This window comes from Streptomyces sp. ATexAB-D23 (assembly GCF_000373645.1).
GTDB classification, from domain to species: Bacteria; Actinomycetota; Actinomycetes; order Streptomycetales; family Streptomycetaceae; genus Streptomyces; species Streptomyces castrisilvae.
On record NZ_KB892024.1, the window covers coordinates 375,398 to 390,850 of the forward strand.

At 70.9% G+C, this 15,453-nt stretch carries 19 protein-coding genes and 1 tRNA gene; 3 read left to right on the plus strand and 17 right to left on the minus strand.

The window, feature by feature from the left end; translation table 11 throughout:
- Positions 1-6: 6 nt before the first annotated feature.
- From B082_RS0122380 to B082_RS0122390, 3 genes are all read right to left on the minus strand, one after another.
- Positions 7-825, minus strand: a complete 819-nt coding sequence (locus B082_RS0122380; protein ID WP_018554047.1) for a YceI family protein — start codon at positions 823-825, stop codon at positions 7-9.
- A gap of 226 nt (positions 826-1,051) precedes the next feature.
- On the minus strand, positions 1,052-3,541 hold the full coding sequence (locus B082_RS0122385; RefSeq protein WP_026250071.1) for an MFS transporter: 2,490 nt from the start codon (positions 3,539-3,541) through the stop codon (positions 1,052-1,054).
- Positions 3,542-3,564: 23 nt separating this feature from the next.
- Positions 3,565-4,086 (minus strand): MarR family winged helix-turn-helix transcriptional regulator, encoded by a 522-nt coding sequence (locus B082_RS0122390; RefSeq protein ID WP_018554049.1) that lies wholly within the window; start codon positions 4,084-4,086, stop codon positions 3,565-3,567.
- Between the two features lie 253 nt (positions 4,087-4,339).
- Here B082_RS0122390 and B082_RS0122395 point away from each other — a divergent pair, with 253 nt between their 5' ends.
- Positions 4,340-4,561, plus strand: a complete 222-nt coding sequence (locus tag B082_RS0122395; protein ID WP_026250072.1) for a hypothetical protein — start codon at positions 4,340-4,342, stop codon at positions 4,559-4,561.
- 25 nt (positions 4,562-4,586) lie between these two features.
- Here B082_RS0122395 and B082_RS38175 read toward each other — a convergent pair whose 3' ends face one another.
- The 6 genes from B082_RS38175 to B082_RS36415 all read right to left on the minus strand — a co-directional run bounded on the left by B082_RS38175 (position 4,587) and on the right by B082_RS36415 (position 9,667).
- Positions 4,587-5,396 (minus strand): hypothetical protein, encoded by an 810-nt coding sequence (locus B082_RS38175; protein ID WP_078622627.1) that lies wholly within the window; start codon positions 5,394-5,396, stop codon positions 4,587-4,589.
- Positions 5,397-5,458: 62 nt separating this feature from the next.
- Positions 5,459-6,325, minus strand: a complete 867-nt coding sequence (locus B082_RS0122405) for an RNA polymerase sigma factor SigF (protein WP_018554052.1) — start codon at positions 6,323-6,325, stop codon at positions 5,459-5,461.
- 234 nt (positions 6,326-6,559) lie between these two features.
- Entirely contained in the window at positions 6,560-7,489 is a 930-nt protein-coding gene (locus B082_RS0122410; RefSeq protein WP_018554053.1) for a SigB/SigF/SigG family RNA polymerase sigma factor, read from the minus strand.
- 223 nt (positions 7,490-7,712) lie between these two features.
- Entirely contained in the window at positions 7,713-8,006 is a 294-nt protein-coding gene (locus B082_RS0122415) for a Dabb family protein (RefSeq protein WP_018554054.1), read from the minus strand.
- Positions 8,007-8,015: 9 nt separating this feature from the next.
- Positions 8,016-8,150, minus strand: coding sequence for a hypothetical protein (locus B082_RS40280; RefSeq protein WP_267885845.1), 135 nt, complete (start codon positions 8,148-8,150; stop codon positions 8,016-8,018).
- 389 nt (positions 8,151-8,539) lie between these two features.
- Positions 8,540-9,667, minus strand: coding sequence for a DUF371 domain-containing protein (locus B082_RS36415; protein ID WP_018554056.1), 1,128 nt, complete (start codon positions 9,665-9,667; stop codon positions 8,540-8,542).
- A 117-nt stretch (positions 9,668-9,784) separates the two neighbouring features.
- Here B082_RS36415 and B082_RS0122430 point away from each other — a divergent pair, with 117 nt between their 5' ends.
- Entirely contained in the window at positions 9,785-10,279 is a 495-nt protein-coding gene (locus B082_RS0122430) for a TrmH family RNA methyltransferase (RefSeq protein ID WP_026250074.1), read from the plus strand.
- 16 nt (positions 10,280-10,295) lie between these two features.
- On the opposite strand, the gene B082_RS0122435 is transcribed toward B082_RS0122430, so the two are convergent.
- The 5 genes from B082_RS0122435 to B082_RS0122455 form a co-directional block, all read right to left on the minus strand.
- The gene (locus tag B082_RS0122435) at positions 10,296-10,982 is read right to left on the minus strand and encodes a class I SAM-dependent methyltransferase (RefSeq protein WP_018554058.1); all 687 of its coding nucleotides are present in this window, start codon (positions 10,980-10,982) and stop codon (positions 10,296-10,298) included.
- Between the two features lie 224 nt (positions 10,983-11,206).
- Positions 11,207-11,294, minus strand: a tRNA-Ser gene (locus tag B082_RS0122440).
- A 77-nt stretch (positions 11,295-11,371) separates the two neighbouring features.
- Positions 11,372-11,872 carry a tRNA adenosine(34) deaminase TadA gene (gene tadA / locus B082_RS0122445; RefSeq protein WP_018554059.1) on the minus strand — a complete coding sequence of 167 codons (501 nt, stop codon included), beginning with the start codon at positions 11,870-11,872 and terminating at the stop codon, positions 11,372-11,374.
- 9 nt (positions 11,873-11,881) lie between these two features.
- Positions 11,882-12,436 (minus strand): hypothetical protein, encoded by a 555-nt coding sequence (locus B082_RS0122450; RefSeq protein ID WP_018554060.1) that lies wholly within the window; start codon positions 12,434-12,436, stop codon positions 11,882-11,884.
- A 191-nt stretch (positions 12,437-12,627) separates the two neighbouring features.
- A complete protein-coding gene (locus B082_RS0122455) occupies positions 12,628-12,849 on the minus strand; it encodes a hypothetical protein (RefSeq protein WP_026250076.1) in 222 nt (73 codons plus the stop codon).
- 115 nt (positions 12,850-12,964) lie between these two features.
- Between B082_RS0122455 and upp the strand changes: the two genes are divergently transcribed.
- Positions 12,965-13,600 (plus strand): uracil phosphoribosyltransferase, encoded by a 636-nt coding sequence (upp, locus tag B082_RS0122460; protein ID WP_018554062.1) that lies wholly within the window; start codon positions 12,965-12,967, stop codon positions 13,598-13,600.
- A gap of 58 nt (positions 13,601-13,658) precedes the next feature.
- On the opposite strand, the gene B082_RS0122465 is transcribed toward upp, so the two are convergent.
- From B082_RS0122465 to B082_RS0122475, 3 genes are all read right to left on the minus strand, one after another.
- A complete protein-coding gene (locus B082_RS0122465; RefSeq protein WP_018554063.1) occupies positions 13,659-14,252 on the minus strand; it encodes a LytR C-terminal domain-containing protein in 594 nt (197 codons plus the stop codon).
- A 134-nt stretch (positions 14,253-14,386) separates the two neighbouring features.
- Entirely contained in the window at positions 14,387-14,683 is a 297-nt protein-coding gene (locus B082_RS0122470; protein ID WP_018554064.1) for a type II toxin-antitoxin system VapB family antitoxin, read from the minus strand.
- Between the two features lie 128 nt (positions 14,684-14,811).
- On the minus strand, positions 14,812-15,432 hold the full coding sequence (locus B082_RS0122475) for an HhH-GPD-type base excision DNA repair protein (RefSeq protein WP_018554065.1): 621 nt from the start codon (positions 15,430-15,432) through the stop codon (positions 14,812-14,814).
- Positions 15,433-15,453: the final 21 nt, after the last annotated feature.

The window sequence follows — 15,453 nt, forward strand, 5'->3', positions numbered from 1 at the left end:
GGAGCGTCAGACGGCGGGCAGGGAATCGCCCTGTACGGCCTGGACGTCCAGCTCGATGCGGAGTGTGGTGCCGATCGCCGAGATGCCGGCCTGGACCACCTGGTTGTAGTTCATGGCGAAGTCCTCGCGGTGCAGCTCGGCCGTCGCGCTGAAGGCGGCGCGCACCCCGCCCCACGGGTCGGGGCCGGTGCCGAGGTAGCTCAGGTCGAGGTCGATGGGCCGCTCGACGCCACGCAGGGTCAGCTCGCCGTGCACGGTCCAGCGGTCGGGCCCGGCCGGGGTCAGCCCGCTGGAGCGGTAGGTGATCTCGGGGAACCGGTCGGCGTCCAGGAAGTCGGGCGAGCGCAGGTGCTTGTCCCGCATGCCGTTGCCGGTGTCGATGCTCGCCGCGCTGATCACGGCGTCCACGCGGGAGTTCTGGACGTCCCGTGCGATCTCGACGCGCCCGGAGAATTCGGTGAACCGGCCGTGCACGCTGGAGATCCCCAGGTGCTGCGCGACCGCCCCGACCGAGGAGTGCGCCGGGTCCAGCGACCAGGCGCCCGGCGGCGGCAGCTCCACGCCGCCCTGGCGGTTCAGCACGACCGTCCCGGCCTCGACCTGGCCGCTCGCCGTGACGAGGGCCGTGGAGGCGGCGGGGGCGTACCCGACCGCCGTCACGATCACCGTGTACGCGCCCGCGGACAGCGGGGTCTCGGTGCGTACCGCCCCGGCCTCGTCGGCGGCGGCACGCAGCACCTGGGTGCCGGTCATGTCGGTGACCGTCACGACCGCGTGCTGGACGGCCCAGCCGTCCCGCGTCCGTACCTGTGCGCGAAGTCCCATCCCGTTCTCTCTCTCCTTGCTCAGTGGCCCGCCCGGTCCCCGGGCCGGGCCACTCAATGAGTCGGGCCCCGGGGCGGGGGCGGCAGGCCGTCCCCTGCCTGCCGTCCCCGCCACCGGGGCCCATTTCCACCGGCCGGTGCGGCGCCTCCGCTCGAAACGCCGCCCCCGCCAGGGGTCTTGTGGGTCCGTGGGGTATGCCCCGGACCGCTCGGGTTACTCGCCCGTCCTACTCACCGGGGTGGGCGAGCTCGATGTCGTGGCCGTCGACCCCGTGACCGGCCACGGTCAGGGCACCGGCCACCGGCGGGTAGCCGGTCGCGATGACCGAGTACTCGCCCGCGTCCAGGTCGGCGAAGGCGTACGCCCCGTCCTCCCCGGTCGTCGAGTTGGCGATCACGTTGCCGGCCGCGTCGACCAGGGTGACCCGGGCGTCCGGCAGCGGGCGGCGGCTCGCACCAGCCCGCACGATGCCCTGGACCAGCGCACCGGCCCGCAGCGCGGCCTCGACGCGGGTGATCCCCTGGCCGCCGATCTCGACCGGCAGGGCCAGCGGGCGGAATCCGGCCGCGTTGACCGCGACGGTCACCGCACCGGGGACCAGCTCACCGAAGGTGAAGTCGCCCGTCTCACCGGACTTGCCGGTGGCCAGCACGTCGCCGCGCACATCGGTCACGACGACCATGGCGTCCGCGACCGGCGTGCCGCTCTCGGCGGCCCGCACGATGCCGGCGAGGCCGCTCGTACCGGCGAGCAGGATGTCGTACGCCAGCGGCTCGTCGCCGACGACCACGGTGGAGGCCTGCGGCTGGAAGCCGTCGGCGGACGCGATCAGCACGTACGAACCGGCGCCCGGGGCGTCCAGGGTGTAACGGCCGTCGTCCTGTGCGGCGGCGATGCCCAGCTGACGGCCGCCGAGCGAGATCAGCGTGACGGCGGCCCGGCCGACGGGAGCGCCTTCGGCGCCGCGCACCACACCGTGGACGGCGGTGCCGCTCTTGGCGAAGTCCACCGGGGCGTCCGCGACCGTGCCCTCGGCCGTGTCCACCGCGGTGACTCCGGCGGCTCCCTCGGCGACGGCCTCGGCCGTACCCGCGGGGACCTCGGCGAGCGCCTCGGCCTTGTCGGGGCTGTCGTTGCCGGCCCTCGTCCTGAGCGCGACCTCCTTGATGAAGATCGTGATCAGGAAGGCGACGAGCGCGGCCGGAGCGGCGTACAGGAAGACGTCACCGACGCCGTGCCCGTAGGCGGCCTCCACGACCGTACGGAAGGCCGGGGGCAGCTTGTCCAGGTCGGGGATACCCCCGCCGCCGGTACCGCCGTGGCCCAGGGCCGCACCCTCGGGACCGAGGTCCGCCAGGCCGGTCTTGACGTAGTGGGTGACGCGGTTGGCCATGACGGCGCCCAGCGCCGAGACACCGATCGCACCACCGAGGGAACGGAAGAACGTGACGACGGAGCTGGCCGAACCGAGGTCGGACGGGTCCACCTGGTTCTGCGTGGCGAGCACCAGGTTCTGCATCATCATGCCGATGCCGAGACCCATGACGAACATGTAGATCGCGATGTGCCAGTACGTCGTGTCGTAGCGGATCGTGCCGAGCATCCCCAGGCCGGCGGTGACCAGGAAGCCACCGCTGACCAGCCAGGCCTTCCAGCGGCCGGTCTTGGTGATGATCTGGCCGGAGAGGGTCGAGGAGAGGAACAGACCGCCGATCATCGGGATCGTCATCACACCGGACATCGTCGGCGACTTGCCGCGCGCCAGCTGGAAGTACTGGCTGAAGAAGACGGTGCCGGCGAACATCGCGATACCGACGAACAGCGAGGCCAGCGACGCGAGCGTGATGGTCCGGTTGCGGAAGAGACGCAGCGGGATGATCGGCTCGCTGGCCCGGGACTCGGTGAGGACGAAGAGCAGCGTCAGCACCACGGAGCCCGCGAGCATCACGCCGGTCTGCCAGGACATCCAGTCGTACTTGTCGCCCGCGAACGTCACCCACAGGAGCAGCAGCGAGACGGCGGCGCTGATGAAGAAGGCGCCGGTCCAGTCGACCTTGACCTCACGCTTGACGACCGGGAGCTTCAGGGTCTTCTGGAGCACGATGAGGGCGATGACCGCGAACGGCACACCCACGTAGAAGCACCAGCGCCAGCCCATCCAGCTGGTGTCGGTGATGACACCGCCGAGCAGCGGGCCGCCGACGGTGGCGACGGCGAAGACCGCGCCGAGGTAACCGCTGTAACGGCCGCGCTCGCGCGGGGCGATCATCGCGGCCATCACGATCTGGGCGAGGGCGGAGAGACCGCCGACGCCGATGCCCTGCACGACACGGCAGGTGATCAGCATGCCGCTGCTGGTCGAGAGACCGGCGACGACCGAACCGCCCACGTAGATGATCAGGGCTATCTGAACCAGCAGCTTCTTGCTGAACAGGTCGGCGAGCTTGCCCCACAGCGGGGTGGTCGCCGTCATCGCCAGCAGCGAGGCCGTGACGACCCAGGTGTAGGCGCTCTGTCCGCCGCCGAGGTCGGAGATGATCTCCGGCAGGGCGTTGGAGACGACGGTGGACGACAGGATCGCGACGAACATGCCGAGCAGCAGCCCGGTCAGTGCTTCCATGATCTGCCGGTGTGTCATCGGCGTGCCGTCGGAGGCGTCGTGCCCTCCGTGCTTGGCGTGGCCGCCCCGCACACCGCTCGGTGTGGTCGTAGCCATTTAAGTCCTTGTCCTTGCTTCTGTTACACGGGTGTACGGGTGTACGAGCCGTCGTGGCTGTCGGCCTGCCGGGGGCGGCAGTCGCCGCTGTGCTTCCCCGGGGCGCATCCTCCGGTGCCGCGACAGGAGAAGCTGTCGCGCAGCCGGGCCAGCAACGTGTTGAGCTGTCCGACTTCCTCGTCGGACCAATCCTGAAGATGACCGGCGAACATCTCGGTCGTCCGCCGGGAGAGGTCGTCGAGGACCCCTTCCCCCGCGGGGGTCAGCCGCAGAATGCGGGACCGCTTGTCCGCCGGGTCCGGGAACCGTTCGATCCAGCCGCGTTCCGCCACGTGGGCGACGTGCCGGCTGGTCACCGACATGTCGACCGAGAGGAGCTCGGCCAGCCGGCTGATCCGCATCTCCCCGTGCCGGCTCAGCAGAGTCAGTACGGCGGCGGACCCGCCAGGGCACTCGGCGGGCAGGATGCGGGCGAGACCTCGCTTGACGGCTCCGATGGCGCTCAGCTGCCGGGCCAGTTCTTCGTACTGACTCCGTGCGGCCACGGAACCCCCAGACATCTCATCTCACCGGCCATCTTGTTGCTTAGGGCAACCATAGAAGCCGTTGGTTGCTGCAGGCAAACGAAAAGGGGCTTGCTGGGGTAAAGGAACGCAAAAGGCTGCGTAGGGTACTGGTCAAACCAGCAGGGTCTGCGGTAGAGGGGCGTCGGGTGTGGCGCGCGCCACAGGGGTGGTGGATCGGGAGGCGGAGCCCGGGGGTTGGGCCGTTCGGCCGAGTTCGCTAGTGTCCTGCGACATGGCACACAATCCCCACGCACCGCAGGGTCCCGAGGGCTCCCACGACCCGGCCGGCAGCACCCAGATGTTCCGCGCCTTCGTCGACGAGGGCGAGCCGCAGCGCCGGCAGCAGCCCGCGGCCGTCTCCTCCTCCTCTTCCGGGCCGAGGACCGGCCTGATCGTCGGGATCGTCGCGGTGGTCATCGTGCTCGGCGCGGTCGCCTGGCTCGCATTCGGCTGACCGCCCCCCCGCTCCCCGTCCCTCGTCACTTCCAGGCGGCGGTGACGTCCCGGGTCTCGACACGCATACCCAGGGGCACCCGCCAGGCGTCCACACAGACGGTGTACGTCTTCTTCCGCGCCGCTCCCGCGTCGATCGGCGCGGGCAGCGGCGCTGTCGATTCCAGGGTCGCCCAGTCGACCCCCAGCCCGCCGATGACATGCGTGGCGAAGGTGACGGTCCCCGACCGCACGGGCGCCCCTCCGCTGTTACGGAACTCCACGGTCACCTTCTCGCACCAGCGGTCGTCCGCCGCCGCCCGCACGGGCGCGCCCACGTGGAGCACGGCGGGTCCGGTGGGTGCGGTGGGACTGGTGGGGTCGCCGGGGTCCGTGGGCCGGGACGGGCTCGCGGGGGCAGTGGTGCCCGGAGTGCCGTGCGGGGGCGCTGTGGTTCCCGTGGCCGGTGCGGCGGGTGAGCCGGACGGTCCGGGTGAGCCGGTCGTACGGCCGGAGGCAGGTCCGGAGCCGGGCCCGGGGACGTATCCCGGGCCACCGGGCCGCGCCGTGTCCGAGCCCCCGCCTCCGGGCGCCCCCGGCGAGGGACTCGCGCCGCCGCCCCCCTTCGTACCGCTCCGGGCCCCGTCCAGCGGGATCAGCGTGACGCCGTCCGAGGGCGCGACGGCCCCCGAGGGCCCCCGGCCCGGCCCCGTGGCGGCCGCGCCGAGCGCCGTATAGCCGTCGTCGCCACCCGCCCCGCCGCAGCCCGCCGACGCGCCGCCCAGGAACAGCACGGCCGCCGACGCTGTGAGCAAGGCGCCTCGGCGGCCGGCGGTGACGCGTGTCTGACGTCGCATCGCGCCAGTGTGCCTGACGCGTCGTCAGTTATGAACCCCCGTAGCCCGGTTCGCGGTCCGGTTCAGTCGGCGATGAGCCCTTCCCTGAGCTGGGCGAGGGTGCGGGTCAGCAGGCGCGAGACGTGCATCTGGGAGATGCCGACCTCCTCGCCGATCTGCGACTGGGTCATGTTGGCGAAGAACCGCAGCATGATGATCTGCCGTTCGCGCGGCGGGAGTTTGGCCAGCAGCGGCTTGAGCGACTCGCGGTACTCGACGCCTTCCAGCGCCGCGTCCTCGTAGCCCAGCCGGTCGGCCAGCGAGCCCTCGCCGCCGTCGTCCTCGGGGGAGGGCGAGTCGAGCGAGGAGGCGGTGTAGGCGTTGCCCACGGCGAGGCCGTCGACGACCTCCTCCTCGGAGACGCCGAGCGCCTTGGCCAGCTCCGGGACGGTCGGGGAGCGGTCGAGCTTCTGGGCGAGCTCGTCGCTGGCCCGGGTCAGGGCGAGGCGCAGCTCCTGGAGCCGGCGCGGCACGCGCACCGACCACGAGGTGTCGCGGAAGAACCGCTTGATCTCGCCGACGACGGTGGGCATCGCGAACGTCGGGAATTCGACGCCCCGTTCGCAGTCGAATCGGTCGATCGCCTTGATCAGGCCGATCGTGCCGACCTGGACGATGTCCTCCATCGGTTCGTTGCGGCTCCGGAACCGCGCCGCGGCGTAACGCACCAGCGGCAGGTTGAGCTCGATCAGTGTGTCCCGCACATAGGCGCGCTCCGGAGTGTCGGTTCCCCCGGGGCCCGGAGCGGGCCCCAGTGNGGCGAGCCGCAGGAACAGGGAGCGGGACAGCGTGCGGGTGTCGATGGCTTCCGGCGAGCTGGTGAGCGCAACGGGTGCGGGAGCGCTCTTGGTGAGCGTGAGCACCTTCGAGCTGCCCTGTTCTTCGGACATGCCACCCCCTTGAGGTCGCGGACGGTCGCGGTGGCCACGACCATCGGAGGAACGCAGCCTCCACCTGAATACCGGAGGCGGGGCTGCGGCAAACGCGCTTCCCGCAGAATGTCACATGTCGGCAACACGCTGTAGTGACTTGTCGACAAGTCAAGGGGGAGTCTGTGCAGTTAACAAGGGGTGTGAGGCTTTTGGCTGACGGGAAACGCCCCGAGGACGGTCTACCCGTTCGAGCTACGCTTCGATCCTGTTTGCTGACCGAAGTCGAGCGAAACTTCGGGCCAGAAGCCTTGACACGTGCATCTGGGAGACACCCAGTTCGGCACTGATCTGCGACTGCGTCAGGTTGCTGTAGTACCGCAGCAGCAGGATGCGCTGCTCGCGCTCGGGCAGTTGTACGAGCAGATGCCGGACCAGGTCCCGGTGTTCGACGCCCGCCAGGGCCGGGTCCTCGTAGCCGAGGCGGTCCAGGAGTCCGGGCAGCCCGTCGCCCTCCTGGGCTGCCTCCAGCGAGGTGGCGTGGTACGAGCGGCCGGCCTCGATGCAGGCCAGCACCTCCTCCTCGGAGATCTTCAGCCGCTCGGCGATCTCCGCGGTGGTGGGGGAGCGCCCGTGAGCGGTCGTCAGGTCCTCGGTGGCGCCGGTGACCTGGACCCACAGCTCGTGCAGCCGGCGGGGCACGTGGACGGTGCGCACGTTGTCCCGGAAGTACCGCTTGATCTCGCCGACCACGGTGGGCATGGCGAACGTCGGGAACTGGACGCCGCGTTCGGGGTCGAAGCGGTCGATCGCGTTGATCAGGCCGATCGTGCCGACCTGGACGACGTCCTCCATCGGTTCGTTGCGGCTGCGGAAGCGCGCGGCGGCGTACCGCACGAGGGGGAGGTTCGCCTCGATCAGGGCGGTCCGCACCCGGTCGTGCTCCGGGGTGCCCGGTTCGAGGCCCTTGAGCCGGCCGAAGAGCACCTGGGTGAGCGCCCGGGTGTCCGCGCCCCGCGACCTGGCGGGCGTGACCGTCTCGTCCGGGGTCTCGGTCTCGATCTCGATCGTCCGCACCGCGCCCGGTGCCTGGGCGGACCCGGCCGGCGGCACGGTCGGCGCCGCCTGGTGGGTCTGCGCCGCCGGAGGGGTGGCCTGGGCCGCTTGATGGATCTGGGGAGGCACTTGAGGCGCTGTACTGGCCGGCACGGTGACGCCACCCCTTCGCGGTCAACTTCGGTCAATTCATCCGTCAAAAGCGGTCATAGCATCACAAGACATGACCACTATGTGCAAGCACCCCATAGCGCCGTGTTGACCCGGCCTTGGTTTAAAACGTCTCGCCATGGCCTCATCACAAAGAAAAGCCCCTCACCGGCATGGTGAGGGGCTCGCAGGGCCGAAGCCGTCAGAACGGGTAGTCGGCGATCACCCAGGTGGCGAACTCGCGCCACTGGCCGGCGGCCGCCTGATGGTCCGGATGCTCGACGTAGCGCTTCAGCGCGGCCTCGTCGGCGACGGCGGAGTTGATGGCGAAGTCGTACGCGATCGGCCGGTCCGTGATGTTCCAGGCGCACTCCCAGAACTCCAGCTCGGGGACCTTGCCCGCCAGCTCCCGGAACGCCTGGGCACCCGCCACGACCCGGGGATCGTCCCGCTCGACGCCGTCGTTCAGCTTGAACAGGACCAGATGGCGGATCACGCGGTACTCCTAGTTGACCAGCTCGGACATGAAGTCACCGACGCCCTTGGCAGCGTCCGAAACGCCCTCGAACCCTACTTGGACCAGATCCGCGGCCCGCTCCGGGGACGTGATGATCGTGTAGAGCACGAACACGACAAGCACGTAGAGGGCTATCTTCCTCGCTTGCACCATCGGCCCCTGACTCCCCTTCGCTCCCCTGTGCGGTCGGGCGAGTCTATCCGTACGCATGCCCGTATCCGCTGGCTGTTTGCGATCGCTTGCCGAGGACCGGGGTGCGTACGGGACCGCGGCTTGAGGACCAATGACCCATTGATCGGGGCCCTTGGTCCGCTCACGTGGGGCCCGCGGCGCGCGACAATGGAAAGTGAGCCCCGCGGGTCCACCGGATGCCGGGGGGCCGGGGAGCAGGGACCTTCCGTGGGACCCATGCCGTGGCCTCCCCCGACCGCGGCAAGGACCGGCAGGACCTGTCTCCCGGGGAAGCGGCTTCGTCCCCCCGATGCCGCTTCCCCTCCCCCTTCCTTCCCGGCCTACTTCTCGGCCTGTTTCCTGGCCTTGTCGCCCAGCGCGTCGTAGAGGTCCCGCCTGCTGATCCCGAACGGGCGGAGCACCGTGCTCAACGTCCTGGCGGTGACTCCCTGTTCGACCAGGAGCGGGAGCAGGGGCCGCAGATCGACGTTCCACGCGGCCCGCTCCGGCGGTGCCAGGACGAACACGCCCTCGTCGTCGCTCCCGAACGACTCGACGGCCTCGGGGAGCGGCAGCCACGTCACCCCGTGCCCGAGGTCGGGCCGGCCGTCCGGAACGGAGATCCGCCGCTCACCGAAGGACCCGGCCAGCACCTCGCCCAGCACCCCGAGGTCCGCGCCCGCTGCCCGGAACACCACGGGGACCGCCGCCGAACGCAGCAGGTCCGCGCAGGGCGCCCCGGCGAGCGCCCGCCGGTCGACCCGGCCGAGCCCGATCACGGGAGCGACCGGCAGCCCCGCCGCCAGCAGCGCCGGTACGGTCCCGGTCGCATCGCCCAGCACCTCGAACCGGGCCCCCAGCCCGGCCGCCTCGGCCAGCCACGCACCGGCCGCCTGGGAGCGGCCCTCCAGCGGGCCCGAGGTGACCGCCGCGACGACCCCGCCCTCGGCCAGGGCCGTCCGCGCGTCGTCCGGCACGCGCGCGGCGTCCAGGTCCACCGAGGCCGCCGCCGCCCGCCACAGCAGCCCCGGCCGCCCCTGCGGCTCCGGCTGGTCCCGGCGGTTCACGAGCACGAGCGGCTGACGGGGCCCCGCCTCGGTGAGCGTCAGGGTCACCTCGTTCGCCGGGTCGGCCAGCGCGGCGACGAACTCCGGGTCGAGCGCGCTCGCCACCAGCGTGCTGCGGACCGCGAAGGTGTCCGGCGAGCCGTGGTCGCTGCGCCTGAGGACCAGCCGGTCGGTCACCGCGTGGTGCGGGTTGACCACGGCGGTGCCTGTGGCCACGTGCGGCCCGGCCGAGAGCCGGACGGCGACCGGTCCGCGCAGCAGGGCCAGCTCCCGGCCGTCGAGGGCGGCGCCGACACCGATGACACAGGTCGCCCGGGGCGTGATGTCCTGCTCGCCGGTGATCTCCAGGGTCTTGGCGTGGGTCGCGCGGACGTTCTCGTGGCCCCTGGCGTGGATCTTCATGGCCTACTCACGGCTAGGTGTCCTGTCCCGTTCTTCCGATTGGTCATGGTAACCTGCGCGCCCTCTCGCGGAGTTAGCGGAGTTAGCGGTATGCGGCGCCCGCGTAGACTCATCGGCATGTTCGAACATCTCCGCCATAAGCCGGGCTCTTCCTTGCTCCGTAAGCGTGAGCTCGTCATCGCTTGCTCGGCGTTCCGCAGTCGCGTCAATCTGTCGAGTGTGGTGCGCACGGCGGGATGCTGCGGAGTGGAGAAGATCATCGCGTGCGGCAACGCGAAACTCGACCCGAAGATCGCCCGGGACGGCGCCGAGCACGTCGAGATCGAAATGCGCAGGAGCCTTCCCCCGGTACTGAAGAAGATGCGCGAGGACGGCTACACGATCATCGCGCTCGAACAGGCCACGAATTCCAAGAGCCTGCACGAGATCAGCTTCCCCCGTAAGTCGGTCATCGTCCTCGGGAACGAACGCACCGGCCTCAAGGAGGACGAACTCGCGTGCGTGGACGAGTGCGTGGAAATCCCGGTCTGGGGCTTCCCGCACAGCTACAACGTCGCGACGGCCGGCGCCATGGCCATGTACGAGTACTGCAAGCAGTTCCCGACCGGCTGACGCCCGCCCCGCCGGCTCACCGCCCGGCTTCGGCGGGCCCCTCCGCGTCCGCCCCGGCCGCGACGGCCGTCAGCGTGGCGATGACCTCGGTGCTGGCCGCGTCCAGCCTGCGGGCCCACGACGACGAGACCGCCGCGGCCTCCTCGGCCTTGGTGAGCTGGAAATCGGTGACCTTCCACCCGCACGCGAGGGCTTTCGCGGACAGCACCTCGTCCACGTACGGGTGGGTCAGCTCCGGAAGGCCCTGGATGTCGCGGGGCACCGGTTCGCGCCAGATGCTGGTGCCGACCGTAGCGGTGAGCGGCGCATTCGGCTTGGCCACCGATCGCAGCCCGCTCCAGATGTCCTCGTCCCCGCGCACCAGGCCGTGGAGCAATTTCCCCCAGGGCATCAGGACCAGCAATTCATCGGCGGCCCCCAGCAGCTCGGCCGGGGCGTTCTCGATCGAGGAATTCACCAGCAGCAGATTCGGTACGCCGCCCTTGGCGGGCTTCCGCCGGCTGCGAATGCTCGTCTGTGTCATCCGCTGCCACGCCGGGTCCACTCCCACGACCAGCCAGGACGGATTCTCCTTGGCGATGCGGTAGGACGCCCGTGCGTCGCCCGTCCCGACGTCCACGACGACCCGGGAGCATTCCTCGACCAGCTGCTGGAATTCCCCGTCGGAGGCCTTTTCCAGCTTCTTGCCTCGCACGATCTGCATAACGGCCAGTGCTTTCTTGTCGTGGCTCCGCACGCGTTCACCCGCGCCGAGCCGTCTGTCTCGTACGGACCGCGCGGCGGCAGCCGGCCCGTGCGCCGCCCCGGGCATGATCCCCCAGCGCCGGTCCCCTTGACCAACCGGCTCCGGGCGCCCGGCATCCGGCGCCCGGACACACGCAAAACCGCCCCCGACCCGTTCGCACGGTTCGGAGGCGGTTTCTCTGCTGGCGGTAGCGGTGGGATTTGAACCCACGGTGAGTTTCCCCACACTCGCTTTCGAGGCGAGCTCCTTCGGCCGCTCGGACACGCTACCGAGAGAGAGCTTAGACCATGTCGGCCGTCCGCCGAAATCCGATACCGGACAGCACTTCGCGGACGGCCCGGGGCAGGTCAGCGGTCGCGGAAGAAGGCCGTCAGCAGGGCCGCGCAGTCGGCTTCCAGGACGCCGGGGATCACCTCGGGCCGGTGGTTGAGGCGCCGGTCGCGCACCAGGTCCCAGAGCGAGCCGGCGGCGCCCGCCTTCTCGTCCCGCGCCCCGTAGACCACCCGCCCCACCCGGGCCTGCACCAGGGCGCCCGCGCACATCGTGCAGGGCTCCAGGGTGACGACCAGGGTGCAGCCGGACAGCCGCCATTCACCGAGCGCGGCGGCGGCCCGGCGCAGCGCCAGGACCTCGGCGTGCGCGGTCGGGTCGCCGGTCGCCTCGCGTTCGTTGTGGCCCGTGGCGAGCGGCGCCCCGTCCGGGCCGAGGACGACGGCGCCGACCGGTACGTCACCGGTCGCCGCCGCGCGGTCCGCCTCGGCCAGGGCGCGGCGCATGGCCGCCCGCCACGGGTCCCGCACCGGATCGTGCGGGTGGTTCGGGTCGTACGGGTGGGGTGCTTCGGTCACCCGCGGACCCTAACGGACGGTCTCCAGGACCTCGGCCGCTCCCAGCGCGTCCGCGATCTCCGCCAGGGCGTCCGTCCGCAGCATCAGCAGCTCGGCCTCGGGGAGCCCGAGGTCGGACAGCACCCCGGTGTCACCGAGCGGACCGGCCGGGACGACACCGGCGCCCGGCCCGTCCTCGTCGTCATCGTCGTTGTTGTTGTCGGCAGTGTTCGGCTCGCCGTCCTCCGTACCGTCGAGGCCGACGAGCTCCTCAAGGGCGGCGATCGTGTCCTCGGCCCCTGGTTCGCGGCCGAGCAGCTCATCGGTGAGCAGGATCTCCCCGTACGAGGAGCGTGCGGCGGCGGAGGCGTCCGAGATGTAGATCCGGGGGTCCTCCTCACCATCGACCCGGACGACGCCGAACCAGGCGTCCTCCTGCTCGATGAATACGAGCACCGTGTCCTCGTCGACCGAGGCCTCACGGGCCAGATCCGTCAGGTCGGACAAGGTCTCCACATCGTCGAGCTCCGTGTCGCTCGCTTCCCACCCGTCTTCGGTGCGCGCGAGCAGTGCGGCGAAGTACACCGTGACTCTCCCACTGGTCTCGGGGCCAAGGGCCGGTCCGGCGGGAGGGCAGTCGGTGGTCCGGCTGCCCCTGTGTCCCGCCCATCGGAATCGTGGCAGAAACCATGGCCTCGCGAGAGCAGTTCGGCCGTTGAGTCGGCCATCAGTTCTCCCGGCCACCGTCACCAGGGGGTTTTCCGCAGGCCGGAGGGCTACCAGCGGAACGTGCGCATCCGCATCGCCTGGCGCATTCGGGCGGCTTTGACACGGCGTGGCTGGACCCGGTCGCGCAGCGCCTTCGCCTCGTGGAGCTCGCGGAGGAACTGGGCGCGCCGCCGGCGGCGCTGTGCGTCGGTCTCCGGCTCGTCCGGCGCGTCCGGCGTGTCCCCGGAGGCCCTGCCCGGCTCCTCGGCGCTCTGCGTCCCGTCGGCCATCGGCTCGTCACCCCCAAGGCTGGCTACGTCGCTGGGTCCGTACGCCACCACCTTCCCTCCGAACGTGCGGATGATGCCAGCGCACGGGTACGGGAGCCGCGGCTACTGTGGAGTCATGCGGATCCACGTCGTCGACCACCCGCTGGTCGCGCACAAACTCACCACCCTGCGCGACAAGCGCACCGACTCCCCGACCTTCCGGCGCCTCGCCGACGAGCTGGTGACCCTGCTCGCGTACGAGGCCACCCGCGATGTGCGCACCGAACAGGTCGACATCGAGACCCCGGTGACACCCACCACCGGCGTGAAGCTGTCGCACCCCCGCCCCCTGGTCGTGCCGATCCTGCGGGCCGGTCTCGGCATGCTCGACGGCATGGTCAGGCTGCTGCCGACCGCCGAGGTGGGCTTCCTCGGCATGATCCGCGACGAGGAGACGCTCCAGGCGTCCACCTACGCGAGCCGGATGCCGGACGACCTCTCCGGCCGCCAGGTGTACGTCCTGGACCCGATGCTGGCCACGGGAGGCACGCTCGTCGCGGCCATCCGGGAGCTGATCAAGCGCGGTGCGGACGACGTCACCGCGGTCGTGCTCCTCGCGGCCCCCGAGGGCGTCGAGGTGATGGAGCGCGAGCTCGCCGGGACGCCGGTGACCGTGGTCACCGCCTCGGTCGACGAGCGGCTCAACGAGAACGGCTACATCGTGCCGGGCCTCGGCGACGCGGGCGACCGCATGTACGGCACCGCCGACTAGGGCCTGTCCGGCGGATCTGACCCACCTGATCCACCCGGGCCGCGCCCCGGCGGTGTCCTCAGCAGGAGGACGGCGCCGGGGCCGGCTTCGTCAGGGCGGTCAGCGCGGAGGCGGCGGCCTGCGGCTTGCTGAACGCCTTGAACTGCGTCCCGATGATCAGGTCGACCTCCCCGTTCCTGCGGGCGTCGGTCTTGGTCAGGGCCCCCGGCAGCTGGGTCCCGAGCACCGGGAACGATCCGTCGACGGCGGCCGGGGCACCCAGCAGGAGTCCGGGCCCCGGGACCTTCTTGTCGTAGGCGGCGGTGGCGTTCCCCACCTCACCGATCTTGAAACCGCGCTTCTTCAGCTCATCGGCGGCCGCCTTGGCGAGACCGCTGCGCGGGGTCGCGTTGTAGACGTTCACCGTGATCTTCGCGGGCTGCGGCAGCACCTTGGCGGGCGCCGAGGGCTTCGGCGACGGGCACTGCGTGCGATCGGCGGCACTGGCCGTCTTGTCGCCGCCCGTGAAGACATCGATGAGCTGCAGCGTGCCCCATCCGGCCAGCCCGAGGGCGACCACGGAGGCGATGGCGGCGAGGACCAGTCTGCTGCGGCGGCGGGGGCGCCGCATGCGGGGGTACTTGTCACCCGTGATGCGGTACTTTCCGCCCATGCCTGGGGGAGTGAGCATGCTCATGGGCGCAGCGTAGTGCGACCCGGTGATGATGCCTACTAAATGATCAATCGATCGCACCCGTCCGGGTGGGAAAACACCCGAACGAACCCCGTTCGGGCCGTGCCCGTGTGCTAGCCGAGTTCGAGCACGCGGGCGTGCAGCACCTGGCGCTGCTGGAGCGCGGCACGGACCGCGCGGTGCAGCCCGTCCTCCAGATAGAGGTCGCCCTGCCACTTCACGACGTGCGCGAACAGGTCGCCGTAGAACGTGGAGTCCTCGGCGAGGAGGGTTTCGAGGTCCAGCTGGCCCTTGGTGGTCACGAGCTGGTCCAGGCGGACCGGGCGCGGCGCGACGTCCGCCCACTGCCGGGTGCTTTCCCGGCCGTGGGCGGGATAAGGCTGCCCATTTCCGATGCGCTTGAAGATCACACGGAAAGCCTACCGGGCAAGGGCCTCCGCCCGCAGCCATGGGCGCCACCGCACTGCGGGCAGCGACGCCACACAACAACGGCATATAGGACTGCATTCCGGAATTGCGGGGAGGGGTGTGCCGGCGCTCACCGGATCTTCGCCGCCGCCTTCGCGGCCTTGGCGGCCTGTTTGGCCTCCTGCTTGTACGCGCGGACCTCGGCGAGCGACTCCGGTCCGGTGATGTCGGCGACCGACCGGTGCGAGCCCTCCTCCCCGTACGGTCCCGCCGCCTCCCGCCAGCCCGGCGGCCGGACACCGAACTGCTTGCCCAGCAGGGCGAGGAAGATCTGCGCCTTCTGCGTACCGAACCCGGGCAGCGCGTTGAGGCGCCTGCGCAGCTCCGCCCCGGTCGCGGCGTCGCGCCATACCGCCGCCGCGTCACCGTCGTACTGCGCCACCAGGAACTGGCACAGCTGCTGCACCCGCTTGGCCATCGAGCCGGGGTAGCGGTGCAGCGCGGGTTTGGTGGTGAACAGTTCGGTGAACGCCTCCGGGGCGTACGTGGCGATCTCGTGCGCGTCCAGATCGTCCTTTCCCATGCGCTGAGCGAGGGCGTACGGCCCGGCGAACGCCCATTCCATCGGCACTTGCTGATCCAGCAGCATGCCCACCAGGGCGGCGAGCGGACTGCGTGCGAGAAGCTTGTCCGCCGCCGGCTCCTGGGCGATCCGGAGGGTGATGTCTCGGCCTGCGTCGCTGTTGGTCATGGGCCGAATCATGGCGAGCAC